Source organism: Spongiactinospora sp. 9N601 (assembly GCF_044326295.1).
Taxonomy (GTDB): Bacteria; Actinomycetota; Actinomycetes; order Streptosporangiales; family Streptosporangiaceae; genus Spongiactinospora; species Spongiactinospora gelatinilytica.
This window is the reverse complement of the sequence record NZ_JBIRBB010000017.1, coordinates 17,510-35,159: the sequence shown is the minus strand read 5'-3', so window position 1 is coordinate 35,159 and position 17,650 is coordinate 17,510. Positions and strand designations below refer to the sequence as shown.

The following is a 17,650-nucleotide window of genomic DNA, read 5'->3' as shown; positions in this document are numbered from 1 at the left end:
AGCCCCAGTTCCGAAGGATCACCCTCGCGAAGACACAGGCCCGCACGCTCACCGTCCGGAACCTGCAAGCCTGCGGGGCCATCCCCATCTCCGGCAGGCCGAAGCCCGGAAGAATCACCGTCTCGAAACCCTGAACTCGGGCACCCATCATCCGCAAACCGCGGACTCGGAGGACCACCCTCCTGAAGCCACGAACTCGTACGATCACCTTCTGGAGCCTGCGAGCGCCCCGGAGCGCCCTCCGGCAATCGAAGCCGGGAAGGATCACCGTCTCGAGGCTTCTGGCTCGGACGACCGCGATCCGCAAACCGCGGACTTGGCGGATCACCCTTCGGTGACCCCGACCATGCCGGATCGCTCTCCGATGGCCGCAAGCCCGAAGGATCACCGTCCGGGAATCGCGAGCCTCGGGGGCCGGCCTCTGAAAAGTGGAGCTCTGGGGGATCTTCCACTGTTGGCCGCAGGCGTGCAGGATCGCCCTGTCGAAACCCCTGGCTCGTGCGCTCAGTCTCTTGAAGCCGTGGGCCCGGTCGCGGACCAACGGGGTCAGTCTCCCAAATGCCTATGTTCACGCAGTCGTCTGCTGAGGGCTGCGGACTCGCCGGGTCGTACTGCGGAAACCGGATGCTTGGGCCATAGCTCTCTGACCGGCGCGGGGTTGTGCGGTTGCGCGGTGGAGGTTGCAGGTCTACGAGGGCGCCGGCGGGGAGCCGGTCGGCGAGGGCGGGGAGGCTGGGGCCGGGGATGACTCGGCCGTCGGGTGGGAAGGTCAGGGCGGGCTCCACCGTGACGAGGCCGGAGGGGGCACGGGTGAGCAGGGCGATTTCGGTCACCCTGCGGCGCCCGCCGGCGTGGTCGCGTACAAGGTGGACGACCACGTCGAGTGCGGCGGCGACCTGGCTGTGGACGGCCTCGCGGGTGAGACCCGCCGCGCAGGCCAGCGCTTCGAGGCGGGGCATCACGTCGGCGGCGGCGTTGGCGTGCAAGGTGCCGCAGCCTCCCTCGTGGCCGGTGTTCAAGGCTTGCAGGAGATCCGTTACCTCCTGCCCGCGTACTTCGCCCACGACGAGCCGGTCCGGTCGCATGCGCAGCGCCTGCCGTACGAGGTCGCGAAGAGTGACACCGCCAAGGCCCTCGACGTTGGGCGGGCGGGACTCCAGCCGGACGACGTGCTGATGTGTCGGGCGTAGTTCGGCCGAGTCTTCCACCAGCAGCAGTCGTTCGGCCGGATCCACCAGGGACAGCAGTGCGCTGAGCAGCGTGGTCTTACCGCTGCCTGTGCCCCCGGTGACGAGGAACGCCAGGCGGTTGGTGATCAGGCCGGTCAGCGCGCCGACAGCATCGTGCGGGACGGTGCCGGCCGAGACGAGGTCGGGGAGGGTGAAGGCACGCCTTGGCGGCAACCTGAGTGACAAACAGGTGCCGCCGGGCACGAGGGGCGGCAGGATCGCGTGCAGTCGCACGCCGCCCGCCAGCCGGGCATCGACGAACGGTGAGGCGTCGTCGAGCCGCCGCCCGGCCCCCGCGGCCAGGCGCTGGGCCAGCCGTCGCAGCGCCTCGTCGTCGGGGAAGCTCACCGAGGTGCGCCGTAGCCCGTGACCATCGTCGATCCAGACCGCGCCTGGTCCGTTGACCAGCACGTCGGTGACGTCGGGGCGAGCCAGCAGCGGTTCGAGCGGGCCTGCTCCGATCAGGTCGGCGCACAGTGCTCTCGCGACGCTGAGGACCTCCGCGTCGCCGAGGATGGCGTTTTCCGCTCTGAGGGCCACTGCGACGTGGGACGCGGTCGGCTCGGCCCCTGTGCGGGCGAGGCGTACGCGCACGGCCTCGACGAGTGCGGGAGAAACGGACTCTGCCTTCATCACACGTGCCCCCGTTCGGTTGCCGGGTCGGTGCCGTTCTCGACCAGGAAGGCATCGAGGAAGGATGTGCAGAACTGTCCCAAAGGTGTCTTGGGACTCACCGGTGGCCCATGGCCGTCGTTGATGTGTTCGCTGAGGCGCGGTTGGTCGGGAAGGGTGCCGGCGGAGGGCAGGTCCAGCGAGGATGTGATCACGGCGTCTCCGACGAGGCCGGGCCGAATGATCGCGCGGATGTCTCCGGCATGGGATCTGAGCACACTGAGAACCTGATCGGCGGCGAGGGCACCGCGCACGTCGGGGCGGACCAGGATCACGGTCGTGGTCGCCCGTATCAGGGCCTCGGTGGCCGCCGCGTCGAGGTGGCGTGGCAGGTCGACCACGATGAGGTCGAAGCCGCGTTTCGCCGACTCCAGCACGGATCGCATGGCCTCGGGCGGCACGGGATCGGTCACGCCGCGGTCGAAGGCCAGCACGAACAGCTCACCGAATGCCGGTAGCACGGCCTGTAGCGCGCCTGGATTGACCCTTCCTTCTCTGGCCACCAGTTCAGACCAGCGGGCACCGGTCGTGTCCTCGCCGGCCACGATGACGTCGATGCCGCCGCCGAGGGGATCGGCGTCGAGGAGCAGGGTGCGCAGACGTCGCCGGGCGGCGACGCGGGCAAGCGCCGCCGAGAACACGCTTGCCCCCACACCTCCGCTGCCGCCCACGACGCAGACGACCAGACCCACCTGCGCGCCTAGCTCCGTGACGTCGGCGAACTCGTCGACCAGACGGCGTTCGGCCGCGGGTAGCTCAAGGACGGCCTGCGCGCCCACGGCCACGCACCGGCGGAAGGTATCGGGGTCCACGCCTTCGCGGGTGACGAGGAGGACCCGCGAGCGCGGGGGCGGCCCGCAGGACGCGAGGGCGTCGGCCGCGTCGGCCCCCACGACCACCACGGGGGCGCGGGTCCAGTACGGCCGGGCGTGCGCGGGCGAGTGGGCGACGTCGAGCTCGGTGCCGGCGGCGGCTGAGATACGGAGCAGGTCGTCGAGCAGGTCACGGTCTTCTGTGATGACCAACGGGCGGATCATGGTGGCCTCCTTCAAGAGCGGAAGCTCCACGATGGGCTATGGGGGCAGGCCGGTTCGGCACCGAACGGCGTTCTGTGGATAAAGGGGGGTGGACGGGGGCGGCGAGGCTGTGGATAACTCGCCATCGGCAGGAGGTCGAGGGCATGAGCCGAGGCATTGGGACGCCAGAGGGAGCACCAGCGGGAACGGGACACGATCGGCAGGAACGTGTGACCGCAGGTAGGCGGCTTCTGTGGACGTAGCCCGGGCGCCAGCGGCAGGTGGCCTTGATGGGCACCGCAGAACATCGGCGGACGGCGCCACCGGCGAATGAGCTATTGGGTGCTGGGGTGAGTGGGCGGCGTCAGTCGGTTGGGCGCGGGACCGCGGCGCCGGCGGGCGGGGGCCGCAGGAGCGGGCGCGACAGCGGCCGACGGTGCCAACAGGGACGTACCCGTGCCGACGGGCGATGGGCAGCGCCGACAAGTCGGACACGGTGGACCACTGAGGAACAGGCCGCAGCGCTGGGCCCACGCAACGTCAGCGGACGGCGGGGAGTGAGCAGGAAAGGGAGACGCGTAATCGGCACGGGCGCGATGGTGCTGGGCAGCGGGCCGCAGGGGAAGGCGCGCCAGCAGCGGACGGCGGACAGCGTCAATGAGGACCGCGCCATGCCAGCGGACGGCGGGGCCACCGGCAAAGTGCTGGGGTAAGTGGGCGGCGTCAGTGGGTTAGACCTGGGATCGGCGCGGGGGGGGAGGTACGCCAGCGGCGGGCGGCGTTAGTGAGGGCCCACGGCGTCAGCGAGCGATGGGCAGCACCGGCAAGTGAGACAGCGGGGTGCTGGGATGAGTCGGCGGCATCAGTCGGTTAGGCGTGGGATCGGCACGGGTGGGAGGTACGCCGACGGCGGGCGGCGTCAGTGAGGGCCCACGGCGTCAACGGGCGATGGGCAGCACCGGCAAGTGAGACAGCGGGGTGCTGGGATGAGTCGGCGGCATCAGTGAGTTAGGCGTGGGATCGGCACGGGTGGGAGGTACGCCGACGGCGGGCGGCGTCAGTGAAGGCCCACGGCGTCAACGGGCGATGGGCAGCGCCGGCAAGTGAGACAGCGGGGTGCTGGGATGAGTGGGCGCGTCAGTCGGTTGGGCGTGGGACCAGCGGCGCAGGGGGGCGGGGGCCGCTGGAGAAGGCGTGACAGCGGCCGACGGCGTCAACAGGGACCGTACCGTGCCGGCGGGCGATGGGCGGCGCTGGCAACTCAGGCACCCTGGCGCCACTGGGGAACAGGCGGCGGCGCTGGGACCGCACGGCATCAGTGGACGGCGGGGAGCGATGGCGAGGGAGGGAGCCGCGGGATCGGTAGTGGGCGCGGTGGTGCTGGGCGGCGGGCTTCGGTCAGGGGGTACGCCGGCGGGGGGTGGCGGCGGTGAGGGCCCTCGGTGTTGGCGGGCGATGGGGAGCGCCGGTAATTGAGGCACTGTGGCACCGAGGGAGGACAGGCAGGGCGGAGGTGCGGGCCTGAGCCAGAGGGGCGTTGCTGGGGTGGTGCGGACCAGGTGGCGCAGGAGGGGTGCTTTGGGGGGCAAAGGGGCGACCCCCGCCGGGGGGGAGAGCGGGGGTCGCCAACCGGTCCGGCTCCGGGGGGGTAGAGCCGGTCCCGTTTCAGAAGAAAGCTTTCAACACTTCACCAGGGCATGGCAAGGGACATGCAATGCGGCCCCGTGCACACTCACTCCAGTTTAGGGAGATACCCACGTATGCTGCCCGATCCACTTGAGTTTCGTCGAGGAGCAATCTGCAATTTCCGCCAAGTTTTTTCGACGTAACCGCACAACTACTCTCTGTTGCCGAATCCGGACATCCCGTACCAGCCCTATATTGCTCACTCAGCGTGAGCATGGATGGCCGCTCACCCACCCACCGAGCATCGTGATCTCATACCAAAGACATATATGAGGAGATACGGGGGGTTCATCCGATTGTGTCACAATTTGGTGAAGATGATTGGTAAAGGTCTTGCTTCTAGGGGTTCCCATCAGGGCGGATCCGACGTAGAAAGGTGTCACGGACGGATTGTCCGGGCACGGCCGCCGGGCACCCACGCGCGACCAGCCGCGGGAGGCGCGTCGAGACGGGCTTGACCCGCTCCGACGGATACGAGGTGCACGCTTGGTAACCCGGTGCGACGTGCCGGCGACGGCGTCCCAGCCCAGGGACGCCGTCCGCTGTGTTTACGGCCCGCCGGTGGGCGGCGAAGGAGCGGCGGGCGCGTGACGCGCCCTCGCTACGCTGGCACTTCTTCCAAGGCACCGGGTAGATCGATCACTGTGCGTCAGCCGCGCTGTAGTGCTTCGCACACCGCGGTGGCCTCTCGGACGCCGAGTGTCACCGCCAGGGCACAGTGCCGTAACCATTGGCCGACTCCATCGCGACCGCCTGTCAAGTATGCCTGAAGGTTCTCGCCGTACGACGACTCGGCATGGCCGACCTCGACGGTGGCGAGCGACTTCGGGTCGAGCCCGAACTCTGTCAGCGTCAGGCGTTCGGCGGCCCGGGCCACCAGGCCGTCGGCCACTCCGAAGGGTCTGAGCACGGCGATCTCGGCGTGTACGACGGCCGCCAGGACCACCGCCGAGGCCTTGGTCTCGCCCGTGATCAAGACGACGAGCGCGTCCATGCGCGCCGCGGTCTCCTCGGCGGAGGGGGCCGGGCCGAGGCCGAGAGGGTCGTTCGGCGGGACGCCGGGCGCGTCGGCGACCCGCGGACGGCCCAGCCGGGCCTCCTCCACCAAGCCGGCGGCGGCGAGGGTGTGGAGGCGGGCCAGTACCTGGCGCGGGGCCGTACGCCAGGTCTTGCTGAGCCGGCCCAGCTCGGCGGAGACGCGCAGCGCGCCCTGCACGAGGGGGTCCGTCACCTCGCCCGCGCGCAGGGGGCCGAGCGGGGCGTCCACGCCTTCCAGCGCGGCGGAGGCTCGGGCGCCGCGCAGTGCGGATTCGGCCGACACCTCAGGACTGCGACGTCGCAGTACGCGGTGGCGGTAGAGCCGGTCCACCGCTTCCCTGGCCTCGGTGACGGCCTCGGGTACGCCGGGGAGTTCGGCGATCACCGCCAATGGGTCACTCACACCGCCCGACCCTACCGAGGCGGTGGTCAGAGCCTCCCAGGTGGGGAGGGCCTAGGAGGGTGCCAACGTCTCGTGTTCCCGGCACCGCTCGGGTGGGACGGCCGAGGTGGACTCTGAAGGGTCTGAGAGGAACGGGGGTACGGCCTGCGGACGAGAAGGTGCGCGCCGGCACGTCCGGCCCGCATCATCCGGGTGTCGCAGGCCCAGCCGATGACGTCTCTCAGGTGATTGCGGCCCGGCGGTCCTGGCGAAGGGGTACGACGGGGCCGCTCCCCCTGCCCGCCGCGCGTGGGCGCCGGCGGTCTTGAGCGTCGACGCAACGCCTGCCGGACCAGGGTTCCCCGGCAGCGCGCCGCCCCCGTAAGGCTGTAAGGCCGTGAGACGTGGGCCGGCGACCTCGGGCAGCGAACCGCCACGCCGTACACCACTTCCGCCGCAGGCCCCTCGGCCGTGCGCCGGGTCGGCACCTTGGGCATCGACGTGGGCCGGTCGCCCGGGCGCAGAGCGGACCAGCCAGTACCTCGGACATCGAACCAACACGCCGTACACCACTTCCACCGCAGGCCCTCGGCCTTGGGCATCGACGTGGGCCGGTCGCCCGGGCGTAGAGCGGACCAGCCAGTACCTCGGGCATCGAACCAACACGCCGTACACCACTTCCACCGCAGGCCCCTCGGCCATGCGCCGGGCCGGCGGGCTTGGGCATCGACGCAGGCGGGACGGTCGGGCGCAGGGCGGACCAGCCAGTACGTCGGGCGGGGTGTGCGAACCGCCGCGGACACCCGGGGGAAAGATCGCGAAATCGCACGTCGTGGTGAGTGCGGAGGGTGGCCGGGGTGGGATCGGGTGAGGGGGATTGGGCGGGGGCTGACCGGCGGACTTTCTCGTTGTCGGGGCCTGCGGGCCGTCGTGGCCGGGACCGTTCGGCGAGGCGTAGGGACCGCCGGGCGCAGCGGTGGGTGCATTGCCGAACCCCTAGGGTATGGGCATTCATAAGATTTCGTTATTACAACTACTACACGCCATTTGTCAGGATCCCGAGAAGACTTCGCCACACGGTACAGACCTGTCTAGACCTCTTGTGGTGGACGCCTGTGGGCTGGTGAAGTGGGATCGCAAGCAACAGATCAGGCCCTCGTGAAGGAGTATGTAGTGGCCCTGGAAACCCCTGGTCACGGCCCCAACGGCGGCAACCGGACACAGGAGACCCTGTCGAACCTGCTTCAGGAGACGAGGCGGTTCGACCCTCCCGCCGACCTGGCCGCCGCGGCCAACGTGACCGCGAGTGCCTACGACGAGGCCAAGCGCGACCAGCTCGCGTTCTGGGATCGGGCCGCGGAACGGTTGAGCTGGTCCAAGCGGTGGGACACCACGCTGTCGTGGAACCCGCCCTTCGCCAAGTGGTTCGTCGGCGGCCGGCTCAACGTCGCCTACAACTGTGTGGACCGCCACGTCGAGGCGGGCAACGGTGACAAGGTCGCCTACTACTGGGAGGGCGAGCCGGAGGGCGACAGCCGCGCGATCACCTATGCCGACCTGCAGCGCGAGGTGAGCCGGGCGGCGAACGCGCTGACCGAGCTGGGGGTCCGCAAGGGCGACCGCGTCGCCATCTACCTGCCCATGATCCCCGAGCTGCCGGTGTCCATGCTGGCCTGCGCCCGCATCGGGGCGGTCCACTCGGTGGTGTTCGGCGGGTTCTCCGCCTCGGCGCTGAAGAGCCGCATCGACGACGCCGACGCCAAGGTGGTCATCACCGCCGACGGCGGTTTCCGGCGCAACGCGCCTTCGGCGCTCAAGCCGACGGTCGATGAGGCCGTGGCCGAGTGTCCGGGTGTGGAGCACGTCGTGGTCGTACGGCGTACCGCACAGGACGTCGCCTGGACCGACAAGGACGTCTGGTGGCACGACCTCGTCGAACGGCAGAGCGACGAGCACAAGCCCGAGCCGCACGACGCGGAGGACCCGCTCTACATCCTCTACACGAGCGGCACCACCGGTAAGCCCAAGGGCATCCTGCACACCGGCGGCGGTTACCTGACGCAGACCGCCTGGACGCACCACGCGGTGTTCGACCTGAAGCCGGAGAGCGACATCTACTGGTGCACGGCCGACATCGGCTGGGTGACCGGCCACTCCTACATCGTGTACGGCCCGCTCGCCAACGGCGCGACCAGCGTGATCTACGAGGGCACCCCGGACACCCCGCACCGCGGCCGGTTCTGGGAGATCGTGCAGAAGTACAAGATCTCGATCCTGTACACCGCGCCCACCGCCATCCGGACCTTCATGAAGTGGGGCGACGACATCCCGGCGAAGTTCGACATGTCCAGCCTGCGGGTGCTGGGCAGCGTCGGTGAGCCGATCAACCCCGAGGCCTACGTCTGGTACCGCGAGCACATCGGCGGCAACCGCTGCCCGGTGGTGGACACGTGGTGGCAGACCGAGACCGGCGCGATCATGATCAGCCCGCTGCCGGGCGTGACGGCGGCCAAGCCGGGCGCGGCGATGCGCCCGCTGCCGGGCATCAGCGCCGACGTGGTGGACGACCAGGGCAACAGCGTGCCCGACGGCGGCGGCGGCTTCCTGGTCGTACGCGAGCCGTGGCCGGCCATGCTCCGCACGATCTGGGGCGACGACCAGCGGTACATCGACACCTACTGGTCGCGCTTCCCGGGGATGTACTTCCCCGGCGACGGGGCCAAGCGGGACGAGGACGGCGACCTGTGGCTGCTCGGCCGGGTCGATGACGTGATGCTCGTCTCCGGCCACAACATCTCCACCACCGAGGTGGAGAGCGCCCTGGTGTCGCACCCGAAGGTCGCCGAGGCCGCGGTGGTGGGCGCGACGGACCCGGTCACCGGTCAGGCGATCGTGTCGTTCGTGATCCTGCGCGGCAACGTGACCGAGAGCGACGACATCGGCGCCGAGCTGCGCGCGCACGTGGCCAAGACGCTGGGGCCGATCGCCAAGCCGCGGCAGATCCTGGTGGTGCCGGAGCTGCCCAAGACCCGCTCGGGCAAGATCATGCGCCGGCTGCTGCGCGACGTGGCGGAGAACCGTTCGCTGGGCGACGTCACCACGCTGACCGACAGCTCGGTGATGAACCTCATCTCCGAGAAGCTGCCCAGCGCCAAATCCGAAGACTGACCCCAACGAGCCCGAACAACCCGAACAACCCCGAACAACCCGAACAAGCCAGAAACAAGAGAGCCACATCACAGGCGCGGCCCCCGTACCCGGGGAGCCGCGCCTGTCCGGTTTAGTACTCTTTAGGAAATGGTGTGCCGGGAAGTCTGGTCGGCGAGCGCCCTGAACGACCCCGACGCACCGGAGAGAGCATGCGCCGAGCCGCCCAGGTATGGCCGCTTCGTCCCACCGCCCGCTACGCCACCCAGATCGCCGAAGCGCTGCGCGCCGAGACCCTCGGCGGCATGATCATGCTGGCGGCCACGGTCGCCGCGCTGATCTGGGCCAACCTCTCCTACGAGAGCTACGACTCCATCCGTACGCTGACGTTCGGCCCGGCGTCCCTCCACCTCGACCTCGAACTCTACAAATGGGCCCAGAACGGCCTGCTCGCCATCTTCTTCTTCGTCGCCGGTCTGGAGGTCAAGGAGGAGTTCACGCACGGCGAGCTGGCCGTGCTCCGCAAGGCCGCGCTGCCGATCATCGCGGCGCTGTCCGGCATGGCCGTCCCCGCCGCGGTCTACCTGCTGGTCACGATCGGCGCCCCGGACGCCGCCCGGGGCTGGGCGATCCCGACCGCCACCGACATCGCCTTCGCGCTCGCCGTACTCGCCGTCACCGCCTCGGCCATGCCCGCCGCGCTGCGCGCGTTCCTGCTCACCTGCGCCGTCGTGGACGACCTCGGGGCGATCACGGTCATCGCGCTGTTCTACACCGAGGGCCTGAACGTCCCGATGCTGCTCGCCGGAGCGGCCCTGATCGCCCTGTACGGCCTGCTCCAGGCGCGCGGGGTCACCAGCCCGTGGATCTACCTGCCGATCGCCCTCGCCGCCTGGTACTTCGTCGAGGTCAGCGGCCTGCACGCGACCGTCGCCGGAGTCGCGCTGGGCCTGCTCACCCGCTGCAAGGCCCGCGAGGCAGAGCAAAGGACCCCAGCGGAAGCCGCCGACCACCACATCCGCCCGATATCCGCCGGCCTGGCCGTGCCGGTGTTCGCGTTCCTGTCGGCCGGAGTGCCGCTGAACGCCTCCGCCGTCGGCGCCATCTTCTCCGACCGGGTGGTCCTCGGAGTAATGGCGGGCCTCGTCGTGGGCAAGTTCCTCGGGGTGTTCGGAGGAGCCTGGATCTCGGTACGGCTGGGCCTCGCGCGCCTGTCCAGCGAGTTGCACTGGCGGGACATGGCCGCGGTGTCCCTGCTCGGCGGGGTAGGGTTCACGGTCTCGCTGCTGATCGGCGACCTCGCGTACGGCGGCGACCCGGCTCGCGCGGACGCGGTGACCACCGGCGTGCTCGCCGCCAGCCTGGTCTCCTCGATCCTGGCCGCCGCGCTGCTGCACTTCCGGGTCCGCTCGCACGCGGCGGCGTCCGCGACATCGGGCCCTGGGCGCGTGCCGGGGCCGATGAGCGAGCAGGATGATTGACAGCACGCCCGGCTACCGATAGGAGATCGTTCATGCCGCACAATCCGGCCGCTGGGCCACCCCAGGACGAATCCCTGGGCGAACTGGTAGCTCACGCGAGCGACCAGATCTCCACGCTGATCCGGGCGGAGATCGAGCTGGCGAAGGCGGAGCTGAGGTTCGACGCCAAGCGGGTGGGCACCGCGAGCGGGCTGTTCGCCGCCGCCGCGTTCATCGGGCACCTGGTGCTCATCCTGGCCTCGTTCACGATCGCCTACTGGCTGGTGGCGGCCGGGCTCTCCCAGGCGCTGGCCTTCACCATCGTCACCGTCTTCTACATCCTGGCCGCGCTGGTGCTCGTCCTGTTCGGCTGGCGCAGGCTGAAGGGCCTGACCAAGATGCAGCGCACCACCCGGACCCTCAGGCACCTCAAGGGCGGCTCCGACGAACTCGGCTCTCTGGGCGCGGCGAAGCTGCCGGAGGGGGCCGGTGAGATCGGCGCCCGGCGTGAGTCGGTGACCGATGGCCGCTGACGAGTCGCTGTCCAGGATCGAGGGGCCCTGGACCCACCGCGGGGTACACGCCGGGGGCACCCGATTCCACGTCGTGGAGGCGGGCAAGGGCCCGCTCGTGCTGCTGTTGCACGGCTTTCCGCAGTTCTGGTGGACCTGGCGGCACCAACTGGTCTCGCTGCCCGCCGCCGGATACCGCGCGGTCGCGGTCGACCTGCGGGGGTACGGCGCGAGCGACAAGCCGCCGCGCGGCTACGACCTGCCCACCCTGGCCCAGGACGCCGCGGGGCTGGTACGCGCGCTCGGCGAGACGGGCGCGATCGTGGTCGGCCACGACTGGGGCGGCATGCTCGCCTGGACCATGGCGGTGCTCGACCCCAAATCGGTGCACCGGCTGGTGCCGGTCTCCGCGCCGCATCCGCTGCGGCTGCGCAGGTCGCTGGCCACCGACCCGTTCGGGCAGTTGCGGGCCAGCGTGGGCCGGGTGGGCTTCCAGCTTCCGTTCCTGCCGGAGTGGCGGCTGACCGCGCGGGGCGCGGCGCGGGTGGGCAAGCTGCTCGACCGCTGGTCAGGGCCGCGCAAGCCGGACGAGGACGTCGCCGCGAAGTACCGCGAGGTGTTCCGCATCCCGGGGGTGGCGCACTGCGCGCTGGAGTACCACCGCTGGCTGGGCCGCTCCCAGTTCCGCCCGGACGGCCTGCGCTACGCCCGGTCCATGCGGACCGAGGTCGAGGCCCCGACCCTGCACGTCCACGGCGCGCTCGACACGTGCGTGCTGCCGCGCACCGCGCACGGGTCCGGCCGGTACGTCTCGGGGTCCTACCGCTGGCGGCTGCTGGAGGGCGTCGGGCACTTCCCGCACGAGGAGCACCCCGAGCGGTTCGACGCCGAGTTGATCGAATGGCTGGACAACGGAGAGGCGAGCCGGTGAGCCGCGACAGAGACCCCTCTGGACGGCCCAGGAACGCCCGTCCGCGCGATGAGTACGGCAGGCCCTTGCCCAGAGACGCGGCGGGGGTGGAACGCGTCCCCGACGACTTCGCGCCCTCCGGCGAGGAGGCCGTGGCCGAGGCGGTGCGGCTGCTGGGCGAGCGCCGGCCGTTCCACGCGCACGAGGTGCTGGAGGCCCGCTGGAAGAACGCCCCGGACGACGAACGCGAGCTGTGGCAGGGCCTCGCCCAGATCTGCGTGGGCCTGACCCACCTGCAACGCGGCAACGCGCGGGGGGCGGCGGCGCTGCTCACCCGCGGCGCCGACCGCGTCCAGCCGTACGACGGGCGCGCTCCCTACGGGATGGATCTGCCGGGAGTCGTACGGCTGGCCCGCGCCCTGGTGAGCGACCCCGGACAGCAGGTGGACCCGGCCATCGACGCGCTACGCGCCTGCCTTCACGGCGAGCGGGGCTAGTCGCACTCCTGGGTGCTCACCCGCTCGACCCGCTGCGAGCCCTCCTCGGCGTCCGGGGTGACCTCGCCCGCGGTCAGCACGTAGCCGGTCTCCTCCCGGTCGGTGGCCGCCGCGAAGATCACGCCGTACACCCTGCCCTCCGGGCTCAGCAGCGGCCCGCCGGAGTTGCCCGGCTGGACCACGCCGCGAATCGAGTAGACCTCCCTGACGACCTGCTTGCGGTGGTAGATCTCGTAGCCCTCGGCGTTCTGTTTGACGCGGATGCGCGCGGCCCGGGGCCGGAACCCCTCGCCCCGGGGGTAGCCCGCGATGATCGCCTGGTCGCCCTTGTCCACCTTGCCGTCGAAGCGGAGCACCGGCAGGTCCAGGCCGGGGACGTACAGGACGGCGATGTCGCGGTCGGAGTTGTAGAGCACCACGCGGGCGGCCCGCGTGGTGCCGGTGTAGTCGGTGACCCGGAGCTGCTGGGTGACGCCGGCGACGACGTGCGCGTTGGTCATGATGCGGTCGTTGGCGTAGACGAAGCCGGTGCCCTCGATGCTCTTCTCGCAGCTCGGCGCGGTGCCCTGGACCTTGACGACGCCCTGGCGGGCGCGTTGCAGCGCGGCCCCCTTCAGCACGCCCTGGTCGGGCGGCGGCACGTCCACGAACTGGCCGCCGCCGATGGCCTCGAACACCTCGGGGAACTCGGAGGTGTCGATGAAGTTCTTGAACGTGCGCCGCCACTGCTTGGCCATGTCGGGGAGCGTCTGGTCGACCGTGGCCAGCACCAGCGAGTTGTTGACCTGCTGGCTCAGCGGCTGGAACGGCCCATTGGCCAGCAGCCCGCCGACCAGCCAGACGAACACGAGGACCGAGATGGCGCCGGTGAAGGTGCCGCCGACGGCGTCGGCGACCTTGGCGGGCTCCCAGGTCACGTGGCTGCGCACGACCGCGCCCAGCGTCGAGGCGGCGAAGTGGCCGACCATCGCGGCCAGGAACACGATCACGATGGCGAGCAGCGCCGACTCGATCGACCCGTCGACCAGCCACCCGGCGATCGACGGCGCGACGGCCACCCCGAGGAAGGCCCCGCCCACGAAGCCGATCAGGCTGAGCACGCCGATGATGAAGCCCTGGCGGTATCCGGAGACGCCGAAGGCGATCATGAGCACGATCAGGACGAGGTCGAGGAGATCACCGAGCACGCTTCAACCGTATCCAGCGGCGACCGCGTACGTGCACCCGTTGCCCAGAACGGGCGCACGCGCGACAGACCGGTCAGCTCCGGGCGGCCACGCCGAGGACGTCGGGCGGAAGGTCCTCGACGCGGGTGCGGTCCCAGGGCCGCTCGAACCCGGCGGCGGCCAGCACCCTGTCCAGTACGCCCGCCGTGAACCCCCACACCAGCAGCCCCCTGACCTGGAAGGCGGGCCCGGCGGGGCCGCCGCGTGGGTGGCGCAGCGTGAACCGGTTGCCCGGGTCGACCAGTTCGGTGACGGGCACGCGTTCGACGGCGGCCACCTCGGCGGGGTCGGCCGGGTGGACCGCGCACGGCGTGTGCCACCAGCCGACCACGGGGGTCACGCGGTTGTCACTGTGCGAGAGGTACAGCTCGGGGAGCGTGCCTGCGACCGTCACCCCGGCGGGGTCGAGCCCGGTCTCCTCGGCGGCCTCGCGCAGCGCCGCTCCGACCGGGCCGCCGTCGCCAGGTTCGAGGCCGCCGCCAGGGAAGGCGGGCTGGCCGGGGTGCCTGCGCCCGCGGGTGCTGCGCTGGATGAGCAGGACGTCGGGGCCGTGCGCCGCCTCGGCGCCGAACAGCAACAGCACGGCCGCCTTCCGGCCCCGGCCGACGGGTGGGCGCAGCGCGGCCGGCACGGGCCGGTCGGCGGACGACGCCACCAGCCCGTGCAACCATTGCGGTTCGGTCATGCCATCAGTAGCCGCGCCGTCGCCCGCGGCATTCCCCGCCGTCACGAGAACGGCCCGGTGCGGACCAGTTTGGCCGCCTTCGGCTCGTCGGTGGGGCCGGTGCCGTACGACGGGCACAGGGCGGCAACCGGGCAGACGCCGCAGGCGGGTGTGCGGGCGTGGCAGATCCGGCGGCCGTGCCAGATCAGCCGGTGGGACAGCAGGGTCCAGTCGCGCTTGGGGATCAGGTCGCCGACCGCGTGCTCGATCTTGACGGGATCGGTCTCGGCGGTCCAGCGGAAGCGGCGGCTGAGCCGCTGGAAGTGGGTGTCCACGGTGATCCCGGGCACGCCGAAGGCGTCGCCCAGCACGACGTTGGCGGTCTTGCGGCCGACGCCGGGGAGCTTGACCAGGTCGGCCTGCCTGCCGGGCACCTCGCCGCCGTACCGGTCGCACAGGACCTGGGCCATGCCCATGATGCTGTTGGTCTTGGCACGGAAGAACCCGGTGGAACGGATCATCTGCTCCAGTTCGGAGCGGTCCGCGGCGGCGTAGTCCGCGGCTGTCCGATATTTCGCAAAAAGGAGTGGAGTGACCATATTGACCCGTTTGTCCGTACACTGCGCTGAGAGAATCGTGGCGACCAGCAGCTCAAGGGGGTTGTGGAAGTCCAGCTCGCAGTGGGCGTCGGGGTAGGTCTCCGCCAGGATCCGGTTGATCCGCCTGGCCCGGCGTACCAGTGCGAGGCGGCTTTCCCCGGCGGGGTCGGCAGCTTTTCGGGGCACCCGGACAGCCTACGCTGGCAGGCCGTCGCGCCTCGCCAGGTGGGGTGCGTCACAATGGCTGCGTGGATCGGGTGGTATCAGGATGGACGGGGTTGCCGGCCCGGCCGACCGCGCGAGCGTGAGCATATTTCATGGAGGAACCGTGAACACCGACGACGTGCTGGGTAAGGCCCCGCTCTTCGCCGCGCTCGACCGCGAGGGCGCCGCGGCCCTGCGCACGAGCATCACCGAGGTCACGCTGCCCAAGGGGCGCACCCTCTTCAACGAGGGCGAGACCGGTGATCGGCTCTACGTGGTGCTGGAAGGTAAGATCAAACTGTCCCGCACGTCACCTGACGGCCGGGAGAACCTACTGAGCGTGCTCGGTCCCAGCGAGATGTTCGGCGAGCTGTCGCTGTTCGACCCGCGCCCGCGTACGGCGAGCGCCAGCGCGCTCACCGAGGTACGGCTGGCCGGGCTCGGCCACGACGACCTGCGCCCCTGGCTCACCGGCCGCCCCGAGGTCGCGCTGCACCTGCTGCGCGCGCTCGCGCAGCGGCTCCGCCGCACCAACGACGTGCTCGCCGACCTGGTGTTCACCGACGTGCCCGGCCGGGTCGCCAAGCAGCTCCTGGACCTCGCCGAGCGGTTCGGCAAGCGGGTGGACGACGGCCTGCGCGTCCACCACGACCTCACCCAGGAGGAGCTGGCCCAGCTCGTCGGGGCCTCCCGCGAGACGGTCAACAAGGCTCTGGCCGACTTCGCGCAGCGCGGCTGGCTGCGCATCGAGGCCAAGGCCGTGGTGATCCTCGACATGGAACGGCTCTACAACCGCTCCAGGTAGCGAAGCTGGGCCCGTACCGACGCCTCGGCGGCCGGCCACAGTGACCGGTCCACGTCGGCGTACACGATCTCGACGATCTCCCCCGGGGTCCCGGCCCCGGCCGCCAGCGCCCGCCTGACCGCGTCGAGCCGCCGCCTGCGGTGCGCGACGTAGCCGTCGAGGGCGGCGATCGGGTCGTCGAGCACCGGCCCGTGGCCGGGCAGCAGCGCCTGCGCGCCGACCTCCTCCGCGGTGGCGCGCAGTTTGTCCAGGGTGGTCAGGTAGTCGGCGAGGTCGCCGTCGCCCGCGATCATGGTGGTGCCCCGCCCGAGCACCGTGTCGCCGGTGAGCATCGCCCGGTCCTGTGGCAGCCAGAAGCACAGCGAGTCGAAGGAGTGGCCGGGGGTGCCCACGACGCGCACCTCCAGGCCCTCGACGGCGAGCACGTCGCCGTCGGCCAACCCTTCGTCGCCGAGGCGGTGGGCCCGGTCCAGGGCCCGCACCGGGGCGCGGGCCAGCTCCGCGAAGCGCCGCGCGCCCGCGCTGTGGTCGGCGTGCCCGTGGGTGAGCAGCACCGCCGCGACCCTGCGCCCGCCCAGGTGGCCGATGACGCGCCGCAGGTGAGCCTCGTCGTCCGGGCCCGGATCCACCACCAGGGCGGATTCGGCGCCGGGCTCGGCGAGCACCCAGGTGTTGGTGCCGTCCAGCGTCATCGGCGAGGCGTTGGGGGCGAGCACGTTGACCGCGCGTGGTGTGCCGGACCCGTCGGGTCCGCCGCCCAAGGGGATGCGCAGGCCGCTCATGGCCGCTCCACGATCCAGATATCGCCGTCCACCTCGACGGCGGCGGGCAGGATGGGCGCGATCTCGCGCGGCGCCGCGAGCACCGCGGCGACGTCGTCGTGCTCGGCCAGCTCGGAGAGCGTGCGGCGGGTGGGCGTCATCAGACGCATCTCGCCGGCCGCGCCGCGGGCCAGCGCGTCGGCCGGCCGTACCCAGGTGACCAGGTCCGCCTCGCCGCCCACGTCGCGGGTGCGCTGGCCGGGCGGCAGCGCGGCCACGAAGAAGCGGGTGTCGAAGCGCAGCGCCTCCACCTCGGGGGTGATCCAGTGCGCCCAGGGCCGCAGCAGGTCCGAGCGGAGCACCAGGCCGCGGCGGGCCAGGAAGGCGGCGAAGGACAGCGTCTTGCCGACCAGCGCAAGCCGGTCGGCCTCCCAGTCCTCCCCCGTGGTGTCGGCCACCACGCCGTCGCCGCCGGGCCCGGCGAGCAGCACGCCGGACTCCTCGAACGTCTCGCGTACGGCGGCGCACACCAGGCCGCGCGCCGTACTGGCGTCCGTGCCGAGCAGCCCCGCCCACTCCTCGGGAGAGGGCCCGTGGAAGGCCACCGGCTGCTCCACGTCACGCCGGTCCACAGAGCCGCCGGGAAAGACGTAGGCCCCCGCCGCGAACGCCATGCTGACCTTGCGGCGGATCAGGTAGACCTCCAGGCCGGAGGGTACGGCCGGGCGGACGACGGCCACGGTCGCCGCGTCGCGCGGGCGTACCGGGGCGAGCCGCCCGGCCATGATGTCGCGCGCCCGGTCATCGAGCGCGCCGGAGAGGGGGAATCCGTTCATGAGCCG

Annotated in this window: 13 protein-coding genes and 1 pseudogene; 6 read left to right on the top strand and 8 right to left on the bottom strand. The window is 71.2% G+C overall.

The window, feature by feature from the left end; translation table 11 throughout:
• Positions 1-704: 704 nt before the first annotated feature.
• From ACH34R_RS33575 to ACH34R_RS33565, 3 genes and pseudogenes are all read right to left on the bottom strand, one after another.
• A pseudogene (locus ACH34R_RS33575) lies at positions 705-1,862 on the bottom strand (TadA family conjugal transfer-associated ATPase); the annotation flags it as partial.
• Entirely contained in the window at positions 1,862-2,938 is a 1,077-nt protein-coding gene (gene ssd, locus ACH34R_RS33570; protein ID WP_397565579.1) for a septum site-determining protein Ssd, read from the bottom strand. The gene ssd and the pseudogene ACH34R_RS33575, both read right to left, overlap by 1 nt.
• A gap of 2,314 nt (positions 2,939-5,252) precedes the next feature.
• Entirely contained in the window at positions 5,253-6,044 is a 792-nt protein-coding gene (locus tag ACH34R_RS33565) for an oxidoreductase (RefSeq protein WP_397565578.1), read from the bottom strand.
• A gap of 1,152 nt (positions 6,045-7,196) precedes the next feature.
• On the opposite strand from ACH34R_RS33565, the gene acs reads away from it, so the two are divergent.
• The 5 genes from acs to ACH34R_RS33540 all read left to right on the top strand — a co-directional run bounded on the left by acs (position 7,197) and on the right by ACH34R_RS33540 (position 12,549).
• A complete protein-coding gene (gene acs, locus ACH34R_RS33560; RefSeq protein ID WP_397565577.1) occupies positions 7,197-9,191 on the top strand; it encodes an acetate--CoA ligase in 1,995 nt (664 codons plus the stop codon).
• A gap of 191 nt (positions 9,192-9,382) precedes the next feature.
• Complete coding sequence (gene nhaA / locus ACH34R_RS33555; RefSeq protein ID WP_397565576.1) at positions 9,383-10,651, top strand: Na+/H+ antiporter NhaA; 1,269 nt, start codon at positions 9,383-9,385, stop codon at positions 10,649-10,651.
• Positions 10,652-10,683: 32 nt separating this feature from the next.
• The gene (locus tag ACH34R_RS33550; RefSeq protein ID WP_397565575.1) at positions 10,684-11,163 is read left to right on the top strand and encodes a phage holin family protein; all 480 of its coding nucleotides are present in this window, start codon (positions 10,684-10,686) and stop codon (positions 11,161-11,163) included.
• A complete protein-coding gene (locus ACH34R_RS33545; RefSeq protein ID WP_397565574.1) occupies positions 11,153-12,073 on the top strand; it encodes an alpha/beta fold hydrolase in 921 nt (306 codons plus the stop codon). Before ACH34R_RS33550 ends, ACH34R_RS33545 begins: the two co-directional genes overlap by 11 nt.
• Positions 12,070-12,549, top strand: coding sequence for a DUF309 domain-containing protein (locus ACH34R_RS33540; RefSeq protein ID WP_233507997.1), 480 nt, complete (start codon positions 12,070-12,072; stop codon positions 12,547-12,549). Before ACH34R_RS33545 ends, ACH34R_RS33540 begins: the two co-directional genes overlap by 4 nt.
• On the opposite strand, the gene ACH34R_RS33535 is transcribed toward ACH34R_RS33540, so the two are convergent.
• From ACH34R_RS33535 to nth, 3 genes are all read right to left on the bottom strand, one after another.
• The gene (locus ACH34R_RS33535) at positions 12,546-13,736 is read right to left on the bottom strand and encodes a MarP family serine protease (protein WP_397565573.1); all 1,191 of its coding nucleotides are present in this window, start codon (positions 13,734-13,736) and stop codon (positions 12,546-12,548) included. The two genes, ACH34R_RS33540 and ACH34R_RS33535, sit on opposite strands and share 4 nt — an antisense overlap.
• Positions 13,737-13,809: 73 nt before the next feature.
• Positions 13,810-14,460: an NUDIX hydrolase gene (locus tag ACH34R_RS33530; RefSeq protein ID WP_397565572.1), complete on the bottom strand. Its 651-nt coding sequence runs from the start codon at positions 14,458-14,460 to the stop codon at positions 13,810-13,812.
• Between the two features lie 41 nt (positions 14,461-14,501).
• Complete coding sequence (nth, locus tag ACH34R_RS33525; protein ID WP_397565571.1) at positions 14,502-15,224, bottom strand: endonuclease III; 723 nt, start codon at positions 15,222-15,224, stop codon at positions 14,502-14,504.
• A gap of 142 nt (positions 15,225-15,366) precedes the next feature.
• Between nth and ACH34R_RS33520 the strand changes: the two genes are divergently transcribed.
• On the top strand, positions 15,367-16,047 hold the full coding sequence (locus ACH34R_RS33520; RefSeq protein WP_111168841.1) for a Crp/Fnr family transcriptional regulator: 681 nt from the start codon (positions 15,367-15,369) through the stop codon (positions 16,045-16,047).
• Here the strand turns inward: ACH34R_RS33520 and ACH34R_RS33515 are convergent.
• Complete coding sequence (locus ACH34R_RS33515; protein ID WP_397565570.1) at positions 16,029-16,829, bottom strand: MBL fold metallo-hydrolase; 801 nt, start codon at positions 16,827-16,829, stop codon at positions 16,029-16,031. The two genes, ACH34R_RS33520 and ACH34R_RS33515, sit on opposite strands and share 19 nt — an antisense overlap.
• A complete protein-coding gene (locus tag ACH34R_RS33510; protein ID WP_397565569.1) occupies positions 16,826-17,644 on the bottom strand; it encodes an NUDIX hydrolase in 819 nt (272 codons plus the stop codon). Before ACH34R_RS33510 ends, ACH34R_RS33515 begins: the two co-directional genes overlap by 4 nt.
• Positions 17,645-17,650 lie beyond the last annotated feature (6 nt).